The sequence below is a fragment of the Aeromonas sp. ANP5 genome (assembly GCF_963870295.1).
In the GTDB taxonomy this organism is placed as follows: domain Bacteria; phylum Pseudomonadota; class Gammaproteobacteria; order Enterobacterales; family Aeromonadaceae; genus Aeromonas; species Aeromonas veronii.
On record NZ_CAWMRY010000015.1, the window covers coordinates 15,044 to 35,725 of the forward strand.

Here is a 20,682-nt window from a genome sequence, read left to right on the forward strand (position 1 = left end):
GATACGCCCTTCTCTCAATCCATCCACTCCTGTGGCTGATGTTTCGGCAGCCGCATCTCGACCAGCAGGCCGCCGAGATCCGAACTTCCCAACCGGATAGTGCCATGGTGCTGGGCGACTATCTTGGCCACGATGGCCAACCCCAAGCCACTGCCGCCGACGGTCCGCGCCACATTCCCCTGAGTAAACGGCTTGAGCACCCGGGAATAGTCCTGCTCTGGAATACCGGGGCCATCATCGGAGAGGCGCAAGCGCACCCAGTGCCCGTCGTCCTTGAGCTCGGCATGCAAGCGGCTCGCCCCATAACGCTGCGAGTTGCTTGAGAGGTTGTTCAACACCCGCCGGATACTGACCGGATTGCAGGCCACCCGCACCGCCTCTTGCGGCAGCGCCAGATCAACTTCCAGTCCCTGCTCCGAGTAGATCAGCAAGGTATCGTGCACCAGCTGGGTCAGGTCGATAGGCTCCAAATCCTGCCCCTCATCCGGGCGGATGTAATCGATGAACTGATCGATGATGGCATTGGACTCATCGATGTCGGCGTTGATGCTCTCCTTGAGGTACTCGTCACCGGAGGACATCATCTCGGTCGCCAGCCGGATGCGGGTCAGCGGGGTGCGCAGATCGTGGGAAACCCCCGCCATCATCAGGTTACGCTCTTCGATCAGACTCTTGATGGAGTGGGACATGTGGTTGAAGGTGCGGGTCAGTCGCCTTACTTCCCGTGAACCCAGCTCCCCCAGCGCCTCGGGGAAATGGCCCCTGGCAACAGCAACGGCACCAGCCTCGAGATCCTCGAGCGGGCGCACCAGCTGCCGGGCAAAGCGCCAGGCCGCAAATAGGGTGATCACCAGCAGCACGCTCAGATAGATGATGAGGGGTTCGATATCGTCATCTTCAATCTCGGTCAGCGGGATCCGCACCCAGATTTTGCTGGCCTGCGGCGGCTGGATCCAGATGATGTAGTGATCCTGGATCTCGACCCGCACCTTGGCCGGGCCACCCAGCTCGCGACTGATGTTCTCCTCCAGATAGGGGTACGGCTTGGCCTCGTTGAAGCCATGCTGCACCGCCTCGCTCTGGGTATAGATGTCGGTACCGGTCGTCACATAGACCAGCGCCTCGGCATCTTCGCTCAGCGCCAGTTGTTCAGTGTTGACCGGAAAGATCAGCTTGACCTGATTGGCCAGCAAGTGACTGATCTGCTTGACGGTCGGCGCCAGCAGATAGTTGTAGAAGGTGACGTAGGAGACTGCTTGATAGACCACCAGAACGGCGGCCAGAAACCAGAGCATGCGCGAGAACATGCTGCCGACCTTTTTCATGCACCGTCACCATCTGGCACGAACACATACCCCAGACCCCAGACGGTCTGCAGATAGCGGGGCTGGGCCGGATCCTGTTCCAGCAGGCGGCGCAGGCGAGAGACCTGCACGTCAATACTGCGCTCGGTGGCGGTGTATTCGCGGCCACGGGCCAGATTCATCAGCTTGTCGCGGGAGAGCGGCTCGCGCGGATGGCTGACCAGCACTTTCAGCACCGCAAATTCGCCGCTGGTGAGCGCCATCGGTTCGCCATCCCGGCTCAGCTCGCGGGTCGCCAGATTGAGCTGGAAGGCGCCGAAGTTGACCACCTTCTCTGCAGCAGAAGGGGCCCCCGGCAACTCGACGGTATGGCGGCGCAGCACGGCACGGATCCGCGCCAGCAGTTCGCGGGGATTAAACGGCTTGGGCAGATAGTCATCGGCCCCCATCTCGAGCCCAACGATGCGGTCCACTTCATCCCCCTTGGCGGTGAGCATCAGCACCGGGATCTGGTTGCCCGCTTCCCGCAGACGGCGGCAGATGGAGAGCCCATCCTCCCCCGGCAACATCAGGTCGAGCACCATCAGGCTGAAATTTTCACGAGTCAGCAAGCGATCGGCCTGCTCGCCATTGGCCACGCCGCGCACTACGAATCCCTGCTCGGTGAGATAGCGTTCCAACAGGGAACGTAATTTCAGGTCATCGTCCACGACCAGGACCTTGTATTGCTGCTGACTCATTGCTTTGCCTCTTCATTCTTTAGCTGCCCCCAATACTAGGGGGGGATATAGCGGGAGCAAAGCACAAATATGTTACCGGTTATTACCCGTCCCGAGAGCGTGACAGCCATCAAGTCACTGCGCTGGCCAGCTACTCCCTGAATGGCGCCAGCCGAGCCATCACGATTTCCCTCGACAGCAAGAGGACAAAAGCTAATATTCCCGAGCAGTTAGCGATGAATACCCCTCTTTGACTAGGTCCGCATCACCATGAAGACAAAGCTGATCACCCGCGAAGGCTACAACAAGCTGAAAGAAGAGCTCGATTTCCTCTGGCGTCAGGAGCGCCCCGAGGTCACCAGGAAGGTGGCATGGGCCGCCAGTCTGGGGGATCGCAGCGAAAATGCCGACTACCAGTACAACAAGAAGCGGCTGCGGGAGATCGATCGGCGGGTGCGTTACCTGCGCAAGTGCCTCGAAGAGCTGGGGATCGTCGACTATGCCCCCGCGCAGGAGGGCAAGGTCTTCTTCGGCGCCTGGGTCGAGGTGGAAAACGAAGAGGGCGAGACCAAGCGCTTTCGCATCGTCGGCTATGACGAGATCTTCGAGCGCAAGGATTACATCTCCATCGACTCCCCCATGGCCCGCGCCCTGCTCAAGAAAGAGGTCGGTGATGAAGCCATCGTCCGTACGCCAGTTGGTGACGTCTGCTGGTATATCAACGAGATCTGCTACCCCAAATAGCCGGACTGCTTGCCACAGGCACATCCTGAGTCACAGGTGCAATGGCAAGATAAACGCCCTCCCCTGCGACTTTATCAGTCTGACGGGGGCAGACCCCGGCGCAGGGTGGCATCCCGCAACACGACCCCATATAGTGCTCACACTTGGCGCCTGATGGCGCGGACTCGACCACAGAGGCCCTCAACAACATCATGATGCAAACCATAGAGAGACAGATTGCCGGTGAGCTCAATGCTCGCCCGGAGCAGGTGCAGGCCGCAGTGCGCCTGCTGGATGAAGGCTCGACCGTGCCCTTTATCGCCCGTTACCGTAAAGAGGTGACTGGCGGTCTGGACGACAGCCAGCTGCGTACTCTGGAGAGCCGCCTCGGCTATCTGCGTGAACTGGAAGATCGCCGTCAGGTGATCATTCGCTCCATCGAAGAGCAGGGCAAGCTGACCCCCGAGTTGGCCCGCGAGTTGAACGGCGCCGACAGCAAGACCCGGCTGGAAGATCTCTACCTCCCCTACAAGCCCAAACGCCGCACCAAGGGGCAGATGGCGATCGAAGCCGGGTTGGAGCCGCTGGCCAACCTGCTGCTCAGCGACCCGATGCAGGATCCCGAGCAAGCGGCTGCCGCCTTCCTCAATCCCGAACAGGGCATTGCCGACAGCAAAGCGGCTCTCGATGGCGCCCGCTATATCCTGATGGAGCGCTTCGCCGAGCAGGCCGACCTGCTGGAGAAGCTGCGCGACTACCTGTGGCAGAACGCCACCCTGCGCGCCCGCGTGGTGGCAGGCAAGGAGCAGGAAGGGGCCAAGTTCAAGGACTATTTCGAACACGACGAACCCCTGCACAAGGCCCCCTCCCACCGGGTGCTGGCCATGCTGCGCGGCCGCAATGAAGGGATCCTCAATCTGGCGCTGGTCACCGGTGACGATGAGAGTGCCAGCCCCTGCGAAGGGATCATTGCCCACCACCTCAAGCTCAATCTGCAGAACCGCCCGGCCGACAAATGGCTGCAAGGGGTAGTGAGCTGGACCTGGAAGATCAAGTTGTCGCTTCAGATGGAGACAGAGCTGATCGGCCGCATCCGCGAGTCGGCAGAGGAGGAGGCGATCAAGGTGTTCGCCATGAACCTCAAGGATCTGCTGATGGCGGCCCCGGCCGGCATGCGCTGCACCATGGGGCTAGATCCGGGCATCCGCACCGGGGTCAAGGTTGCCGTGGTGGATGCCACCGGCAAGCTGGTCGATCACGCCACCATCTATCCGTTCGAACCAAAACGCCAGATTGATCAAAGCCTCAAGACCCTGAGCGAGCTGTGCCAGAAACACAAGGTCGAGCTCATCAGCATCGGCAACGGCACCGCCTCGCGGGAGACCGACCGGCTGGTCAGCGATCTGTTCGAGCGCTACCCCGCCGCCAAGGCGCAGAAGATAGTGGTGAGCGAAGCGGGAGCCTCTGTCTACTCCGCCTCCGAGCTCGCCTCTCAGGAGTTCCCGGATCTCGACGTCTCGATCCGTGGCGCCGTCTCCATCGCCCGCCGCCTGCAAGACCCGTTGGCCGAACTGGTCAAAATCGACCCCAAGAGCATCGGGGTGGGCCAGTATCAGCACGACGTCGGCCAGAGCCAGCTGGCCCGCCGACTGGATGCCGTGGTCGAGGATTGCGTGAACGCGGTCGGGGTCGATGTGAACACCGCCTCGGTCGCCCTGCTCAACCGGGTTTCCGGCCTCTCCCAGACGTTGGCCCAGAACATCGTCGCCTACCGGGATGAGCACGGCGCATTCAAGAGCCGTCAGCAGTTGCTGAAAGTGAGCCGACTCGGCCCCAAAGCCTTCGAACAGTGCGCCGGCTTCCTGCGCATTCGCGGCGGTAGCAATCCCCTCGACAGCTCGGCAGTGCACCCGGAGTCCTATCCGGTCGTGGAGAGGATCCTCGCCAAGCTGGAGCAGACCGTGGAGAGCCTGCTCGGCAACAGCAGCCTGCTGCGCAGCCTGAAACCGGCCGATTACACCGATGAGCAATTCGGCGTGCCCACCATCACCGACATCATCGGCGAGCTGGACAAGCCGGGCCGCGACCCGCGCCCCGAGTTCAAAACCGCGACCTTCAAGGAAGGGGTGGAGCAGATCAGCGACCTGGTGCCCGAGATGGTACTGGAAGGGGTGGTCACCAACGTCACCAACTTCGGCGCCTTCGTCGATATCGGTGTTCATCAGGACGGTCTGGTGCACATCTCCTCCCTGACCGACCGTTTCGTCAAGGATCCCCGTGAGGTGGTCAAGGCGGGCGACATTGTGCGGGTCAAGGTGCTGGAAGTGGACGCCCCGCGCAAGCGGATCAGCCTGACCATGCGCCTCGACGAGAAAGCAGGACAAGCTTCCCGCAAGCCGGCTGAAGCGCGCAACAGCAGTGCCGGCAACACCAAGCCAAGAAATGAGCCGCGGCAAAGCCCCCCTATGGGTGGTGCCATGGGCAACGCCTTCGCGGCGGCACTCTCCAAAGCGAAAAAGTAACGAAACCTTCCAGAAGTCCTCTGAATGCAAAAAGCCCCGCAAGGGGCTTTTTTACACGCGAAGCTCAGGATCACTGCGTCAGGGCAGCAAGTATGCTCTCGGGCTCTCCATGCTGGGCCAACACCTCCCGCAGTCGGTTGAATGCCTTGCAGGCCTCTTGCGGATACTTGCCATAAGAGACAACGCCGGTGTGACTCCAGCCAGCCGCCAGCATCACTTTCTTCTTGAAACTGGTTCCTTCAGTTCCCCCTCCTCCGAGCTGCATCAGAAACTGCTCCATCTGCAGGTGGGGGGGCGGTACACGGGAGAAGGTGGTGAAATCTTCCGCTTTGACTTCATCGAAATGCATGACAGCTCCTGTGAAATTGGAATGGGCCTGATCTTCAGGTTAGTTGCAAAACAGGCAAAGCAGCTGAAAGTTTGGCGAGGGTGATTCAGATATGCAGACTGAGGGACTGGGTAGAAGCCGGGCTGACAGCCTGTCGATAGTAGCCCGCGATAACGCTGTTGCGCTTGTCCATATAGGCACTCAGCACACCGCCCGATTTCGCGCTCTGCTCGGCCATCAGCTCTTTGCGCGCCTTGGCCTCACTCGCAGCGGCGCTGCGCGCGACGGCCAAGTCCTGCGCGGAAGGCTCGGCGGGCGCCAGCGCTGCAGCGCGGATCTGCTGCATCTTGGCGATGGTAGCGGCAGGGTCACCGGGTACGACACTGGTATCGATCTGGACTTCGCCACCCGTCGCATAACGCTTGCCATCCGGCCCTTGCGTAAACTGATAGGTGGGCGAGCTGGCGTACTCTCCACCCGCAGACTGGTGCGCCTGCTCGTGAGTACGCACCTCCTTGTCACGCTCGACAAGATCCTGAACCTGCTGCTCTTGCCGCTGTTGCTGCTCCTGCTGTTTGGGATCTTGCTGCTTTCGCTGCCCATCCTCACCGGTTGCCTCGACAAAGCGATTATCTGGCAGTGTCGTCGGGGCTAATTGCCCGGTTTCACGGCTGTTCTGGGAGGTCTGATTGCTGGAGGCCTGACCGGCTTTGGATTTCTCTTTTTGGGAGCCGACTTCGGATTCGGCAACGGAGGCTTGGCCCGCTCGGGCCTGCGGGATCAGTTCTGCCCGGCGATTATCCGTCCTCGCCGCTTCCACCTGGGGTTGCAGCTGTGTCGGGATAAGAGGGGGCAGACTGACATTGATGTTCATCTCACACCCGGATGTCGATCAGGGTTCCCATCATCTCGCTGGCCGTCTGCACTACCTTGGCAGAAGCGCCCGCCTGCTGCTCGGCCACCTTGAGATTGACAAGCTCATCAGTCACTTGCACCTGATCCCCGCTGGGGGTGTTGAGGCGGGCGATCTGACTGGATGCCTTGTCGGCAATCTGCTCGGCTCGCTGAAATCCCTGTACCCCGCTGTTGAAAGCAGAATCAATACGCATGGTGTTACTCCTCTGGTCACAGCTTAATTATCCGCCAGACCAGAGGATTAATGAAGCTTGCAGGCTGTTTTTTAGCCAACAAAATCTCGAACGATTTCAATGAATTCGTCAGGATGGGAGATAAAAGGTGCGTGTGAGGCCTTATTGAGAGTCACGCTGCGGCTGGCAGGGTAGAGATCATCCAGCAGGGGAATGGCCGCCTTGGGTACCAATGAATCCAGTCGGCCATAGATCCGCAACCAGGGCAGATCCAGCTCCCGCAGCGGTTCGCGCAGGTCAATCTCGGCCAACAGCGTCAGCCCGGCCTCGAGAGCGGCAAACTGGGGAGCCGGGCGCTCGGCCAGCCAGTGGCGCAACTGACGGATATCGTCCCGAGCGTGTTCACTGCCCATGGCCTGGATCGCCAGAAAGCGCTCTATGGTCTGGCGAAAATCCCCCGCCAGCATCTGGTTGAAGCCGGTCAGTACCTTGGGGGCAATGCCGGGCCACTCGTCCCGCGCCATAAAGCAGGGAGAGCTGGCTACCGTGATCAGGGAGTGCAACCGATCGGGATGAGTCAGCGCCAACTGGCTTGCCACCAGACCGCCGAGCGACCAGCCAAGCAGATGGCACTTCTGCGGCAAGATGGCGACCACCTGCTCGGCAAGCCAGGGCAGGCTGTAATCCACCTCGTCTGCCAGCAGGCTGTTGCCAAAACCAGGCAAATCTACCAGATGAACCCGATAGTGGGGCGCCAACTGTTGGGCAATACCATGCCAGACCGCACCATTCATCCCCCAACCGTGCAACAGCACCAGATCGGGCCCCTGGCCAAACTGCTCTACCGATATGCTCATCTAGACTCAAGATCCCTGTTCATGCTCTTGGGGTCAGCATGTTAAAGCGACTGCTCGCTAAAGCAAGTCCGCTGCTCGGCAGCCACGGCGACTGGCAAGGGAGCTGCCTGCTCTGCCATCAGCCTTGCGACAACGAGCCCCTGCTCTGCAGCTGGTGTCGGCAGGCGTTGCACCAATCAGAGCCAAGATGCCGCCTCTGCGCCGCACCGCTGGCTGACTATATAGAAGAGAGCATACCGGTCTGTGGTCGCTGCCAGCGCAGACCTCCCCCCTGGGAGCGGTTGCAGGTAATTGGCGACTACCAAATCCCCTACCCCATGCTGATCCCCCGGCTTAAATATTCCGGCCAGATCCTGCTGGCGCCGCTACTGGCACGCCTCTTGGCCGATCATCTGGATAGCCGCGAGCCGCCGGAGGCGATCATTCCGGTTCCCCTGCACTGGTGGCGGCAGTGGCGGCGCGGGTTCAATCAGGCGGAGGAGATCGCGCAAGCCCTTGGCGAGTTCACCGACATTCCCTGCGACAACACTTTGTTGCAGCGCATCAAGGCGACCCCGCAACAAACAACCCTGAGCGCCGGGCAGCGGCGGCGCAATCTGCGCGGGGCATTCCGGATCCGCCCCCACCACTATCGCCATGTCGCCCTGCTCGATGACGTCGTGACCACAGGCGCCACCGCTGGTCAGCTCAGCCGTTTGCTCCATGAGAGCGGTATCACAAAGGTGGAAGTGTGGGCGATCTGTCGTACCCTGCGGCACAGCAAGTAGCCATCGGCATGCTACCCAAGCATTAATAACCGCGTTATCATGAATACCCTAGTCGTACACTCAGGTTTATGAGGATAGTGATGATCAGCATTTCCGACGCCGCCCAGGCCCATTTCCGTAAACTGCTGGAAAAACAGCCTGATGGCACCAATATCCGGGTGTTTGTGGTCAATCCGGGAACCCAGAATGCCGAGTGTGGCGTATCGTATTGCCCGCCCGATGCCGTGGACCCGGAAGATCAACACCTGCCCTTCAGCGGCTTCGACTGTATGGTCGATCCCCTGAGCGCCCCCTTCCTGGTGGATGCCACCATCGACTTCGTCACCGATCAGATGGGCTCCCAGCTCACCCTGAAAGCACCGAACGCCAAGATGCGTAAAGTGGCCGATGACGCGCCGCTGATCGAGCGCATCGAGTACGTGTTGATGTCTGAAGTGAACCCCATGCTGGCCGGTCACGGTGGCAAGGTCACCCTGGTCGAGCTGACTGAAGACAAACTGGCCATCCTGCAGTTTGGCGGTGGTTGCAACGGTTGCTCCATGGTCGATTACACCCTTAAAGAGGGGATCGAGAAGCAGCTGCTGGAGAAGTTCCCAGGTGAGCTCAACGGTGTGAAAGATGCCACCGAGCACCAGCGCGGCGACCACTCTTACTACTGATTTGCAGCCCTTGCAGCAAAGAAAAGGCCCCGCCATCTGGCGGGGCCTTTTGCATGGGCAATCGGCAGATTACTCGTCCTTCTTGTCTCGCGACAGCAGGGCGATGGCCGCCTCTTTCGGGTTCTTACCCTCGTAGAGCACCTTGAAGATCTGCTCGCAGATGGGCATCTCGACGCCGCAGCGGGCCGCCAGCAGATGCACCTCTTTGGTGTTGCGATACCCCTCCACCACCTGACCGATCTCGGTCATGGCGGTGTTCACATCCTTGCCAGCCCCGAGGGCCAGCCCGAAGCGACGGTTGCGCGACTGGTTGTCGGTACATGTGAGCACCAGATCCCCGAGCCCCGCCATCCCCATAAAGGTTTTGGCATCGGCCCCCAGCGCCGCACCCAGACGCTGCATCTCCACCAGACCCCGGGTGATGAGCGCGGTTCTGGCATTGGCGCCAAACCCTAGCCCGTCGGAGAGACCGGCACCGATGGCGATGACGTTCTTCACCGCCCCACCCAGCTGCAGACCGACGAAATCCGGATTGGTATAGACCCGGAACGAGCGGCCACAGTGCAGCAGGTGGGAGAGATCGTCGGCGAACTCGTCGTGAGTCGAAGCGACCGAGATGGCGGTCGGCAGACCGGCAGCCAGCTCCTTGGCGAAGGTGGGGCCGGAGATGACCGCCAGCGGCATCTCGTCACCCAGCACTTCACGAGCCACGTCCTGCAGCAGACGGCCACTGTCCGGCTCCAGACCCTTGGTGGCCCAGGCGATACGGGTATCGGGGCGCAGGAAGGGTTTGATCCGGGTCAGCACATCGCCAAATACATGGCTTGGCACGACCAGCAGCAGCACGGGGGCAGCTTGTACCGCACGTTGCAGATCCGCAGTCAGCTGCAGATCGGCGGGAAAAGGGACATCAGGCAAAAATGCCTTGTTGCAGCGGTCTTGTTCCAGCTCGGCGACATGAGCGGGGTCGTGACCCCACAGCAGGGTCGGATGACCATTGCGCGCCAGAGAAATGGCAAGGGCGGAGCCATAAGACCCCGCCCCCAAGACCGAGATAGCGATCTGGTCAGCCATTATCAGGCTTCCGCAGTCGCCTGCTGGGCCTGTGCTTGCGCCATGTGCTGGGCAAACAGGGCATCGAAGTTGACCGGTGCCAGGTTCAGCTGCGGGAAGGAACCCTTGCTCACCATGTTGGCCACGGCTTCGCGGGCATACGGGAACAGGATGTTCGGGCAGAAGGCAGCCAGGCAGTGAGCCAGTTGCGGCTCCGGCAGGTTACCGATGGTGAAGATACCGGCTTGCTGTACTTCGCACAGGAAGGCGGTTTCGGTTTCCAGTTTGCAAGTTACGGTCAGGGTCAGGACAACCTCGTACACGTTCTCAGCCAGGATGTTGGTCTTGGTATCCATATCCAGCTTGACGTCCGGCTGCCACTCTTTCTGGAAGATGTGCGGGGTGTTCGGCGCTTCGAAAGAGACATCCTTGGTGTAAACACGCTGGATGTGGAATTCCGGTTGTACTTCCTGGTTGTTGATCTCGTCAGCCATTTCGTTTGATTCCTTGTTATATGGATAAGTGGGCTCAGGCCCTGCTTAAATCAGCGTTTCTTGGTTACCGGCAGATTTTCTGCACGCCATTGGGCCATGCCACCGCCGAGCACATAAACCTGCTTGAAGCCAGCTTTGCTCAGCTGACGGCCCGCGCCGCCCGCAGTCATTCCCGACTCGCACACCACTATGATGGGGGCATCTTTATGCTTTTCAACCGGGCCCAGATTATTGCTCTGGATCTGGGTCAGCGGCAGGTGCTGGGCACCGGCCAGATGGCCCTTGGCGTACTCTTCCTGACTGCGAATATCCACCACGGTGGCATTCTCGCGGTTGATCAGCAGGGTCGCTGTGTGATTGTTGACGGTTTTTACCGGGGACAAACGGGCACGCACAGTGGTGTAAACCAGAGTGCCAGCCAGACCCAACCAGGCTGCGGTCAGCAGCGGGTTACGGGCCGCAAAATCCAAATACTCTTGCATCTTCTACTATCCAGGGACCAAGACAAGGGCCCGAGTATACATGGGGGTATTGATAAGATCAGCCATCTTGGCGGCAAAGCGCGAGCAGGCTCCCATCATCATTGGGCAGCGAGCATGGCAGGAAGGGCATGGCTTGCGGGGCCGCGGGAGCGCCCCTTGGCTATCAGGTGACTATTTCGGCAGATGTAGTAATATTACGCTAGTTTCATTTCCCGCATTTTTTCCAATCCGAGAGGACATAGTCTTATGTCAACAGCTAAGAAACCTTTGGTTCTGGTCATCATGGACGGTTGGGGCTACAGCACCAAGCAAGAGCACAACGCCGTCGCTGCCGCCAAGACTCCCAACCTCGATCGTCTGGCCCGTGACTACACCAGCACCCTGATCTCCGGCTCCGGTCTGGACGTCGGTCTGCCGGATGGCCAGATGGGCAACTCTGAAGTAGGCCACGTCAACATCGGTGCCGGTCGCATCGTCTATCAGGAGCTGACCCGCATCTCCAAAGACATCCAGGACGGCGAATTCTTCCAGAACGTCGAGCTGGCCAAGGCTGTTGACGCTGCCGTGACCAACGGCAAAGCCGTTCACATCATGGGCCTGATGTCCCCGGGTGGCGTACACAGCCACGAAGAGCACATCATGGGCATGATCGAAATGGCTGCCAAGCGTGGCGCCGAGAAGATCTACCTGCATGCCTTCCTGGATGGCCGCGACGTTCCGCCGCGCTCCGCCCAGTCCTCCATCGAGCTGTTCGACGCCCTGTTCGCCAAGCTGGGCAAGGGTCGTTTCGCCTCCATGATCGGTCGTTACTTCGCCATGGATCGTGACAACCGCTGGGATCGCGTGCAGCAAGCCTATGACCTGATGACCCAGGGCAAGGGCGAGTTCACCGCCGAGAGCGCCACCGAAGCACTGGCTGCCGCTTATGCTCGCGACGAGAACGACGAGTTCGTCAAAGCCACCCGCATCGGCGAAGCGGCACCGATGATCGACGGCGATGCGCTGATTTTCATGAACTTCCGTGCCGACCGTGCCCGTGAAATCACCCGCGCCTTCGTTGACACCGACTTCACCGGCTTCGCCCGTGCAGTCGAGCCTAAGCTGAACTTCGTGATGCTGACCGAATACGCGGCCGACATCAAAACTGCCTGTGCCTACCCGCCGACCGCTCTGGTCAACACCCTGGGTGAGTGGCTGGCCAAGCAGGGCAAGACCCAGCTGCGCATCTCCGAAACCGAGAAGTACGCTCACGTCACCTTCTTCTTCAACGGTGGCGAAGAGTCCTGCTTCACCGGCGAAGATCGCGAGATCGTGGCCAGCCCGAAAGTGGCGACCTATGACCTGCAGCCGGAAATGAGCTCCGAAGAGCTGACCGACAAGCTGGTTGCAGCCATCAAGAGCGGCAAGTACGACGTCATCATCTGTAACTACCCGAATGGCGACATGGTTGGCCACACCGGTGTGTTCGATGCCGCCGTCAAAGCCTGTGAAGCCGTTGACCACTGCATCGGCCGCGTGACCGACGCCCTGGCCGAAGTGGGTGGCGAGTGCCTGATCACTGCCGACCACGGTAACGCCGAGAAGATGCTGGACGAAGAGACTGGTCAGGCCCACACCGCCCACACCAATCTGCCGGTTCCTCTCATCTATTTCGGTCGCAAAGCCGAGGTAGTTGAAGGTGGCAAACTGTCCGATCTGGCCCCCACCATGCTGACCCTGATGGGTCTGCCGGTGCCGCCGGAAATGACTGGCAAGCCCCTGATGATTCTGAAATAATCCTTCCCCATGCGGGGATGCGAAGTTATTTCACAGAAAACCAGTCGCGTCGGCCTGTTGGCCGGCGCGCTGTTTTTTTGCCTGTCGTTTGGCGCCAGCAAACCGGCTTTGGCCGCCAATCAGCAGCTGGGCACCATGCAGTCCCAGATCAAAGAGCAACAAAAGACTATCAAGCTCAGCAAGCAGGAGCTTGCCAAGCTCAATACCCAGCTCAAGGCTGACGAGCAGGCCATCTCGGCCGCCGCCGCCAAACTCAACCAGACCAGGCAGCAGTTGAAGCAGAACCAGCAGAAGCTGGCGACCCTGCAAAAAGACAAGCTGGCGCTGGAAGTTCAGGCCAAACATCAAAAGCAGTTGCTGGCCAAGCAGGCGGAGAGCGCCTTTCAAGCGGGCAACCACGACTACCTCAAACTGCTGCTCAATCAGCAGGATCCGGCCAAACTGAGCCGCTCACTCGACTACTACGACTACCTCAACAAGGCCCGTATCGAGGCCATCGACGCCCTGCGCGCCACCCGCGACAAGCTGGCGAAAAACCAGCAGGCAACCAAAGAGACCGAAACCAGACTGCAAACCCTGCTTGCCGAACAGCAGGAGCATCACCAGACCCTGCTGGCCAGCCAGCAGAGCCGGGCCAAGGTGCGCAACCAGTTGCAGCAGTCGGTACAGGATGACGAGCAGAAGCTCACCAAGCTGGTCAAGGCGGAGAAGGCGCTGAAAGCCCGGCTTGAAGAGCTGCGCCGCAAGCGGGAAGAGCAGGAGCGCCGTGAACGGGCCGAGCGGGAACGGCTGGCCAAGCTGAAAGCGGAGCAGGAGCGTCAGCGCAAGCTGGCCGAACAACGCCGCGCCGAGCAGCAACGACTCGCCGCCCAGCAGAACAAAACCGTCAAACCGGCAGAACCGGTCGAAGAGGTGGCCAGCAGCAAACCGGAGCGTGGCTCGGGCATCAGCAGTGCCGGTCACTACAGTGGTCTCAAGACCAATGGCAGCCTGCGCTGGCCGGTACAGGGGCCGATCCTCATCTCCTACGGTTCGCCGCGCACCGCCCAGCTCAAGTGGAAAGGCACCCTGATCGGCGCCAGCGAAGGGACCCAGGTCAAGGCGGTTGCACCGGGACAAGTGGTCTACGCCGACTGGCTCGACGGCTTCGGTATGCTGCTGGTGATCGACCACGGCAAAGGCTATATGAGCCTCTACGGTCACAATCAGTCGCTGCTGCGTCAGGTTGGCCAGAATGTGGAACAGGGTGAACCGGTGGCACTGGTCGGTGACAGTGGCGGTCAGGACAGACCTGGCCTCTACTTCGAAATTCGCTATCAGGGCGAGGCGATCAACCCGACCAAATGGCTGGCCAAGGGTTGAGTCAACCCAGCCGACAAACGCGTCACACGCTCACTAGCAAAAGCCTGCATCACGCAGGCTTTTGTCGTTTCAGGAGCGCCCTCCCCATTGTCGGTCCCATTTGATGAAAAATTACCTAATTTTCCGCTCGGCTCAGGGGAAGACAACCAGACCGATCTGCTCCAGCAAGGTCTGCTGCTGATCCTCGTTGATCTGCACCCCTTGCAGATCGACCCGCCGTAAATCCAGCCCCGGCAGGTCACACTGGCGCAGATCGCAGCCCTGCAGCTTGAAGCTGGTCCAGTCAATCTGGCCAAACTCGGAGCCGCTGAGATCGGAACCCACCAGCGAGGCACCAAACAGGTTGGCCCCCTGCCAACGGTTGCCGGTCAGCTCGCACTTCTCCAGCAGGCAGCCCTCGAAGCTGGCATAGCTGAAGTTGTTGCCGGTCAGATGGGCCTCGCAGAAGTAGCTTTTGGCGGTGATCTGGTTGGCGAAGCTGGCATGGCTGAAGTTGATACCGACCGCCTGACAGTCGCGCATCTCCAACCCCAGACACTGGCTGCGGCTGCAATCGGCCATGGTGAGATCGCAGCGTAGAAAGCTGGCCTCGCGCAGATCGCAACCCTGCAACAGGCAGCCCCGTTCACTCTCCCGATCGTAGAAGCTGCAGTCAATGAAGCGGCTATCGCTCAAATCCAGCCAAGAGAAATTACAGCCGATAAAGCGGCACTCCGAGAACTGCTCCCCCTCCACATCCTGTTGCTCGAACCGGACATCCACGAACTGCTTGCCTCTGATCATCGGAAAACTCCTGCAAAAACGGCTTCATATGCTGACTTTATCTGCCAAAAACGGTAATGTTACATGTAACATCCACGCTGGACACCCCTATGAGCCCCATCCGCAAGCGCCGCCCCACCCTGCAAGATATCGCCGACCAGACCGGCGTGACCAAGATGACTGTCAGCCGCTATCTGCGCGACCCGCAGACCGTGGCGGAGGGGACCCGCGAGCGGATCGCGGCTGTGGTGGAAGAGCTGGGTTATATCCCCAATCGGGCGCCGGATATTCTCTCCAACGCGACCAGCAAGGCGATCGGCATCCTGATCCCCTCCCTCTCCAACCAGGTCTTCTCGGCGGTGATCCATGGCATCGAGTCGGTAACCCGACCGGCCGGTTACCAGACCCTGCTGGCCCACTACGGCTACAGCCCGGAGCGAGAAGAGGAGCAGGTCGCGTCCCTGCTCTCCTATCACGTGGATGGGCTGATCCTCTCCGACAGCCAGCACACCGAGCGCACCCGCAAGATGATCGCCACCGCCGGCATTCCGGTGGTGGAGACCATGGATCTGCCGCAAACCCCCATCGACATGGTGGTCGGTATGGACCATAGAGCCGCCGCCAGGGCCATGGTAACAGAGATGCTGCGCCGAGGCCGACGCAAGGTGGTCTATCTGGGGGCGCGACTCGACGTGCGTACCCAGCTGCGGATGGAGGGTTACTATCAGGCGATGACCGACTTCGGCCTCACCGGCCAGCATCTGCTGACCGAACAATCCTCCAGCTTCACCCTGGGGGGCGAGCTGCTGGATCAGGCGCTGGTGCGCTATCCCGACCTCGACGGCCTGTTCTGCACCAACGATGACCTGGCGGTGGGCGCCCTGCTGCAGTGTCAGGCCAAGTGGATCCCGGTGCCCCAGCAGATCGCCATCGCCGGTTGCAACTCCCTCGACATCGGCCACGCCATGACCCCCAAGCTGGCCAGTATCGCCACCCCGCGGGAAGCGATCGGTCGGGAGGCGGCCACCATGCTGCTGGCGCGTCTCAGCGGCCAATCCCAACCCGACACCCGCAAGGATATCGGCTTCTCCCTCTATGTCGGGGAGAGTCTGGGGTAATCCCTTCCCTCACCCACTTAAGTCACGCCGATAACAAACAGGCCACCCGAGGGTGGCCTGTTTGGTTTTCTGCACAACTGACGCTTAGCGTTTAACCAGCTCAACCGCTTCGCGGGAGAGGCGGGTCACCTCTTCCCAGTTGCCGCTCTTGACCGCATCGGCCGGCAGCATCCAGGAGCCGCCGACGGTGGCGACGCACTTGAGCGCCAGATAGTCGGCCACGTTTTTCGGGCCGATACCGCCGGTCGGGCAGAACTTCACCTGGGGCAGCGGCGCGGCAATGGCGGAGAGCGCCTTGGTGCCGCCGTTCGCTTCGGCCGGGAAGAACTTCAGGTGGTCGTAGCCCGCTTCCAGCGCCTGCATCACTTCAGACGGAGTTGCCACACCCGGGATCAGCGGTGCAGTGCTCTTGGCCGCGTGGGCCAGCAGTGCCGGGGTCATCCCCGGGGAGATGACGAAGCGGGCACCGGCAGCAACGGCTGCGTCAAACTGCGCGCAGTTGAGCACGGTACCGGCACCGACCATGGCATCCGGCATCGCCTTAGCAATGAGGGCGATGGCATCGAGCGCCACCGGGGTGCGCAGGGTGATTTCGAAGACAGAGATGCCGCCGTCGAGCAGCGCCTTGGCCATCGGCAGGGCCTGATCCAGCTCGTTGATAACCATCACGGGTACCAGCGGGGAGGCAGCAAACACCTCGGCCGGGGTCACTTTCCAGTTCTGCATAGCTCTTCCTTAGTCAAAGATGGTAGCGCCACACTCGGCGCTCGATACCGCGCGACGCATCACGCTGAACAGTTCACGGCCCCACCCCTCTTGTTCCAGAGTGAGGTCAATCTCGGCCTGGGTACGGCCACTCAAATCGGTCAGGCAGTCGAGACTGCCGTTTACCGCGTCAACCCGTAGCAGGTCGCCATCGGCCAGCAGGCCGATGGCCCCGCCGTGCAGCGCTTCCGGAGTGACGTGGATGGCGGCCGGGATCTTGCCGGAGGCACCGGAGAGGCGGCCATCGGTGACCAGTGCCACCTTGTAACCCGCCTTCTGCAGGTTGCCGAGCACCGGCATCAGCTTGTGCAGCTCCGGCATGCCGTTGGCAGCCGGGCCATTGTGGCGCACCACGATCACGGCGTCCTGATTGAGATCGCCCGCCTTGTAGGCCGCTTCCACCGCATGCTGGGAGGAGAAGACCCGCGCTGGTGCTTCAATCACCCGATACTCGGGAGCCACAGCGGAGACCTTGACCACGGCGCGGCCCAGATTGCCCGCCAGCAGCTTGGTGCCGCCAGTGGCCTGGAATACGCTGCCGGAAGGCGACAACACGCTCGCATCGCCGCTCTCGCCCACCGGCTGCCATACCAGCTGGCCATCGACCAGTGCCGGACGGCTGAGGTAATCCTGCATCTCGCCAAAGACCGGAGTGGCGTCCATGTGGATCAGCCCCTCTTGCGCCAGACGGCGCATCAGGCCGGGCACGCCGCCTGCCTGTTCGAAGGCGTTGACGTCGGCCGGGCCGTTCGGGTACATGCGAACCAGCAGCGGCACCACGTCGGAGAGATCGCTGATGTCATCCCAGGTCAGTACCAGACCGGCCGCGCGGGCTAGCGCCACCATGTGGATGCTGTGGTTGGTGCTGCCGCCAGAGGCGAGCAGGGCCACCAGACCGTTGACCAGCGAGCGCTCATCCAGCACCTCGCTCAGCGGGCGATAGGCCGGGGAACCCGGGATCATGGCGCTGATACGACGGGCCGCTTCGGCGGTCAGGGCGCGGCGCAGCTCGCTGTGCGGATGCACAAAGGCGGAGCCCGGCAGCATCAGGCCCATGGCCTCGAATACCAGCTGGTTGGTGTTGGCGGTACCGTAGAAGGTGCAGGTGCCCGCCGCGTGGTAGGCGCCGCACTCCATCTCCAGCAGGGCATCGCGACCCACTTCACCGGCAGCGTACTTCTGACGCACCTTCACCTTCTCGTCATTGCTGATGCCGCTCGCCATCGGGCCGGCAGGAACAAATGCCGTCGGCAGGTGGGCGTGAGAGAGCGCCCCCATGATCTGGCCCGGGGCGATCTTGTCGCAGATACCGAGCAGCAGGGTGGCATCGAAAGTGTTGTGAGAGAGCGACAGCGCGGTTGCCTGAGCAATCAGATCGCGGGAGAAGAGGGACATGTCCATCCCCGGCTGACCCTGGGTCACGCCGTCGCACATGGCGGGCACGCCGCCAGCAACCTGAGCACTGTGGCCCAGCTCGGCCAGTACCGCCTTGATCTGATCCGGATAGCCCTGATAGGGCTGATGGGCGCTCAACATATCGTTGTAGGCGGTGACGATGCCGACGTTGGCGCGGGTCATATCGAGAATGCGACCCTTCTCGTCACTGCTGCAGGCAGCCACGGCGTGAGCCAGGTTGCCACAGGCCAGCGCGGCGCGGGTCTTGCCCTGCTCGGCCTGACGCTGGATGCGGGCCAGAAATGCCTGACGACGGGCGACACTGCGCTCGCGGATGCGGGCGGTGACGTCGGAAATTACCTGATGAATCATTGGGCTTGCTCCAATGCTGTGACGGCGCGGTCAACCACCTGTTCGAAGGTGCCGTCTATATCAATGTGGAATACACCGGCTTCGCCATCCGGGCGCTCCAGGGTATCGAACTGACTTTGTACCATGCTTTCACGCATGAAGTGGCCCTTGCGGGCACGCATCCGCTCGAGGATCAGCGGCTGGCTGCCATCGAGGAAGATGAAGCTGACCGACTCGTTGCCTTCGCGGATCTGGTCGCGGTACTTCTTTTTGAGGGCGGAACAGACAATGATGCCGGTCTCGTTCTTCTGCTCGAGACTGTAGGCGGCGTCGCGGATCCGCTCCAGCCAGGGGGCTCGATCCTCATCGTTGAGGGGGTTGCCGCCAGCCATCTTCTGGATGTTGGCCTTGGGGTGCAGGTCATCACCATCGATGAACTTGGCGCCCAGCGCTTCGGCCACTTTCAGACCCACGCTGGATTTGCCGCTACCACACACACCCATCACGATAATGCACTTACCCGCCATAATTTGACCTCTGTCCCACTTTTCAAAAAACCAGCTGTTGATGGGTTCTAATCTAACACGTTACCGGTAACATGTTACCGGTAACGATTGAAAATGTGAAGTCTGCCACAGACTGAGCAAACCCATAGTCACCTGGGCATATGATGTTGAGCCCTTGCCATAAATCTAAATAAATCATAAAGATATGGTTTGCCGACGGATCGGCAAGGTGTCACGACTGAACTTGGAAAAAGGAACGCATAACAATGTCTGACCTCTCCCTGATCATGACAGCCGCCGGCTCGATTGTGCTGCTGCTCTTCCTGGTGATGAAGGCCCGGCTCCACGCCGTGGTAGCCCTGATCCTGGTCTCCATGGTGGCGGGTCTCGCCGCCGGCATGAACCCGGCCGATATCGCCGCCACCATCCAGAAAGGGATGGGCGGCACCCTCGGTTTCGTCGCCGTGGTGGTGGCGCTGGGCGCCATGTTCGGCAAGGTGATGGAAGTGACCGGTGCCCTCGACCGGGTAGCCCACACCCTGCTCGGCAAGTTCGGCGTCAAGCGCGCCAACTGGGCCATGGCCCTGACCGGCTTTGTCTGCGCCCTGCCGCTCTTCTTTGACGTGGCCGTGGTGCTGCTGATCGGCGTCGCCTTCGCCATCGTCCGTCGTGGCGGCGGCAGCGTAGTGAAGATCGGTATCGCCCTGCTGGCGGGTATCGCCACCTGTCAGGCGTTCCTTATTCCGGCGCCGGGCCCGATCCTGGTGGCATCCCAGCTGGGTGCCGACTTCGGCTACATGATCCTGTTCGGCCTGATCGCCGCCGTACCGGCGCTGATCCTGGCGGGCCCGCTGTTCGGTGACTTCATCAGCAAGATCGTCGATGTACCGCTGCCTGCCGATGCCCAGAACAGTGTCCACGATGACAGCAAATCCCTGCCTTCCTTCGGGCTGGCCATGGGCCTCATCGGTCTGCCGCTGCTGCTGATCGGCCTCAAGACCATTGTCGGTCGCTTCGTCGAGGCGGGCTCCACCCTGCACAACTGGCTGGAGTTCATCGGTCACCCCTTCACCGCCATCATGGTCGCCTGTCTGGCCGCCTTCTACCTGCTGGGCATTCGCCGCGGCATGTCCCGTGACGAGGTGATGAGCGTCTGCAACAGCGCCATCCAGCCCGCCGGTGTCATCATCCTGGTGACCGGTGCCGGTGGTGTGTTCAAGCAGGTGCTGGTTGATTCCGGTGTGGGCGCCGCGCTGGGCAATATGCTGGCCGACTCCGGTCTGCCCATCGTCGCACTGGCCTTCATTCTGGCCGCTGCAGTACGGGTGATTCAGGGCTCTGCCACCGTCGCCATGCTGACCGCCTGCGGTCTGGTGCTGCCGATGCTGGAGCCGCTCGGCCTGAACGGTGCCCAGCTGGCTGCCGTCACCATCGCAATCGGCGGCGGTGCCATCGTGCTCTCCCACGTCAACGACTCCGGTTTCTGGCTGGCAAACCGCTACCTCGGCCTGACCGAGAAGCAGACCCTGCAGACCTGGACCGTGATGGAGACCATCATCGGCACCACCGGCGGCGTGATGGCGATGATCATCTACAGCTTCCTCTGACAAGGGCAAAATGCTGACAAAAAGGCCTCACTCGTGAGGCCTTT

The 20,682-nt window shown here is 61.1% G+C and carries 21 protein-coding genes; 8 read left to right on the forward strand and 13 right to left on the reverse strand.

Going from position 1 to position 20,682, the window contains the following annotated elements; translation table 11 throughout:
* Window positions 1-14: 14 nt before the first annotated feature.
* Window positions 15-1,325 carry a two-component system sensor histidine kinase EnvZ gene (envZ, locus tag AACT07_RS10410; RefSeq protein ID WP_021230784.1) on the reverse strand — a complete coding sequence of 437 codons (1,311 nt, stop codon included), beginning with the start codon at window positions 1,323-1,325 and terminating at the stop codon, window positions 15-17.
* Window positions 1,322-2,044, reverse strand: coding sequence for an osmolarity response regulator transcription factor OmpR (ompR, locus tag AACT07_RS10415; protein ID WP_005340625.1), 723 nt, complete (start codon window positions 2,042-2,044; stop codon window positions 1,322-1,324). The genes envZ and ompR overlap by 4 nt, the downstream gene beginning before the upstream one ends.
* 249 nt (window positions 2,045-2,293) lie before the next feature.
* Between ompR and greB the strand changes: the two genes are divergently transcribed.
* Complete coding sequence (greB, locus tag AACT07_RS10420) at window positions 2,294-2,767, forward strand: transcription elongation factor GreB (RefSeq protein WP_040069641.1); 474 nt, start codon at window positions 2,294-2,296, stop codon at window positions 2,765-2,767.
* 191 nt (window positions 2,768-2,958) lie between these two features.
* Window positions 2,959-5,268 (forward strand): Tex family protein, encoded by a 2,310-nt coding sequence (locus AACT07_RS10425; protein WP_069527672.1) that lies wholly within the window; start codon window positions 2,959-2,961, stop codon window positions 5,266-5,268.
* A 70-nt stretch (window positions 5,269-5,338) separates the two neighbouring features.
* Here the strand turns inward: AACT07_RS10425 and AACT07_RS10430 are convergent, their stop codons facing one another.
* The 4 genes from AACT07_RS10430 to bioH form a co-directional block, all read right to left on the reverse strand.
* Window positions 5,339-5,617 (reverse strand): hypothetical protein, encoded by a 279-nt coding sequence (locus tag AACT07_RS10430; protein WP_005355353.1) that lies wholly within the window; start codon window positions 5,615-5,617, stop codon window positions 5,339-5,341.
* Between the two features lie 85 nt (window positions 5,618-5,702).
* Entirely contained in the window at window positions 5,703-6,470 is a 768-nt protein-coding gene (locus AACT07_RS10435) for a putative metalloprotease CJM1_0395 family protein (protein WP_069527606.1), read from the reverse strand.
* 1 nt (window position 6,471) lies between these two features.
* The gene (locus AACT07_RS10440) at window positions 6,472-6,705 is read right to left on the reverse strand and encodes a flagellar basal body rod C-terminal domain-containing protein (protein ID WP_069527608.1); all 234 of its coding nucleotides are present in this window, start codon (window positions 6,703-6,705) and stop codon (window positions 6,472-6,474) included.
* 71 nt (window positions 6,706-6,776) lie between these two features.
* Window positions 6,777-7,541 carry a pimeloyl-ACP methyl ester esterase BioH gene (gene bioH, locus AACT07_RS10445; protein ID WP_069527609.1) on the reverse strand — a complete coding sequence of 255 codons (765 nt, stop codon included), beginning with the start codon at window positions 7,539-7,541 and terminating at the stop codon, window positions 6,777-6,779.
* A 38-nt stretch (window positions 7,542-7,579) separates the two neighbouring features.
* Here bioH and AACT07_RS10450 point away from each other — a divergent pair, with 38 nt between their 5' ends.
* Complete coding sequence (locus AACT07_RS10450; RefSeq protein WP_069527611.1) at window positions 7,580-8,308, forward strand: ComF family protein; 729 nt, start codon at window positions 7,580-7,582, stop codon at window positions 8,306-8,308.
* Between the two features lie 80 nt (window positions 8,309-8,388).
* On the forward strand, window positions 8,389-8,967 hold the full coding sequence (gene nfuA / locus AACT07_RS10455) for a Fe-S biogenesis protein NfuA (protein WP_005340636.1): 579 nt from the start codon (window positions 8,389-8,391) through the stop codon (window positions 8,965-8,967).
* 69 nt (window positions 8,968-9,036) lie between these two features.
* Here nfuA and gpsA read toward each other — a convergent pair whose 3' ends face one another.
* From gpsA to AACT07_RS10470, 3 genes are read right to left on the reverse strand one after another with little or no spacing between them, the layout of a single operon-like run.
* Complete coding sequence (gpsA, locus tag AACT07_RS10460) at window positions 9,037-10,041, reverse strand: NAD(P)H-dependent glycerol-3-phosphate dehydrogenase (RefSeq protein WP_019445045.1); 1,005 nt, start codon at window positions 10,039-10,041, stop codon at window positions 9,037-9,039.
* A gap of 2 nt (window positions 10,042-10,043) precedes the next feature.
* The gene (secB, locus tag AACT07_RS10465) at window positions 10,044-10,514 is read right to left on the reverse strand and encodes a protein-export chaperone SecB (protein ID WP_005340639.1); all 471 of its coding nucleotides are present in this window, start codon (window positions 10,512-10,514) and stop codon (window positions 10,044-10,046) included.
* Between the two features lie 50 nt (window positions 10,515-10,564).
* On the reverse strand, window positions 10,565-10,996 hold the full coding sequence (locus AACT07_RS10470; protein ID WP_005340640.1) for a rhodanese-like domain-containing protein: 432 nt from the start codon (window positions 10,994-10,996) through the stop codon (window positions 10,565-10,567).
* Window positions 10,997-11,242: 246 nt separating this feature from the next.
* Between AACT07_RS10470 and gpmM the strand changes: the two genes are divergently transcribed.
* Both gpmM and envC read left to right on the forward strand, forming a co-directional pair.
* Window positions 11,243-12,772 carry a 2,3-bisphosphoglycerate-independent phosphoglycerate mutase gene (gene gpmM / locus AACT07_RS10475; RefSeq protein ID WP_069527613.1) on the forward strand — a complete coding sequence of 510 codons (1,530 nt, stop codon included), beginning with the start codon at window positions 11,243-11,245 and terminating at the stop codon, window positions 12,770-12,772.
* Between the two features lie 9 nt (window positions 12,773-12,781).
* Window positions 12,782-14,134 (forward strand): murein hydrolase activator EnvC, encoded by a 1,353-nt coding sequence (gene envC / locus AACT07_RS10480; RefSeq protein ID WP_069527614.1) that lies wholly within the window; start codon window positions 12,782-12,784, stop codon window positions 14,132-14,134.
* Window positions 14,135-14,266: 132 nt separating this feature from the next.
* On the opposite strand, the gene AACT07_RS10485 is transcribed toward envC, so the two are convergent.
* The gene (locus AACT07_RS10485) at window positions 14,267-14,917 is read right to left on the reverse strand and encodes a Qnr family pentapeptide repeat protein (protein ID WP_042054227.1); all 651 of its coding nucleotides are present in this window, start codon (window positions 14,915-14,917) and stop codon (window positions 14,267-14,269) included.
* Window positions 14,918-15,006: 89 nt separating this feature from the next.
* On the opposite strand from AACT07_RS10485, the gene AACT07_RS10490 reads away from it, so the two are divergent.
* On the forward strand, window positions 15,007-16,014 hold the full coding sequence (locus AACT07_RS10490; protein ID WP_069527615.1) for a substrate-binding domain-containing protein: 1,008 nt from the start codon (window positions 15,007-15,009) through the stop codon (window positions 16,012-16,014).
* A gap of 84 nt (window positions 16,015-16,098) precedes the next feature.
* Here the strand turns inward: AACT07_RS10490 and AACT07_RS10495 are convergent, their stop codons facing one another.
* From AACT07_RS10495 to AACT07_RS10505, 3 genes are read right to left on the reverse strand one after another with little or no spacing between them, the layout of a single operon-like run.
* The gene (locus AACT07_RS10495) at window positions 16,099-16,740 is read right to left on the reverse strand and encodes a bifunctional 4-hydroxy-2-oxoglutarate aldolase/2-dehydro-3-deoxy-phosphogluconate aldolase (protein ID WP_033115605.1); all 642 of its coding nucleotides are present in this window, start codon (window positions 16,738-16,740) and stop codon (window positions 16,099-16,101) included.
* 9 nt (window positions 16,741-16,749) lie between these two features.
* The gene (gene edd / locus AACT07_RS10500) at window positions 16,750-18,546 is read right to left on the reverse strand and encodes a phosphogluconate dehydratase (protein ID WP_021230776.1); all 1,797 of its coding nucleotides are present in this window, start codon (window positions 18,544-18,546) and stop codon (window positions 16,750-16,752) included.
* Window positions 18,543-19,052 (reverse strand): gluconokinase, encoded by a 510-nt coding sequence (locus AACT07_RS10505; RefSeq protein WP_005340649.1) that lies wholly within the window; start codon window positions 19,050-19,052, stop codon window positions 18,543-18,545. Before AACT07_RS10505 ends, edd begins: the two co-directional genes overlap by 4 nt.
* 245 nt (window positions 19,053-19,297) lie before the next feature.
* Here AACT07_RS10505 and gntU point away from each other — a divergent pair, with 245 nt between their 5' ends.
* Complete coding sequence (gene gntU / locus AACT07_RS10510) at window positions 19,298-20,638, forward strand: gluconate transporter (protein ID WP_069527617.1); 1,341 nt, start codon at window positions 19,298-19,300, stop codon at window positions 20,636-20,638.
* The last annotated feature ends 44 nt before the right edge of the window (window positions 20,639-20,682 follow it).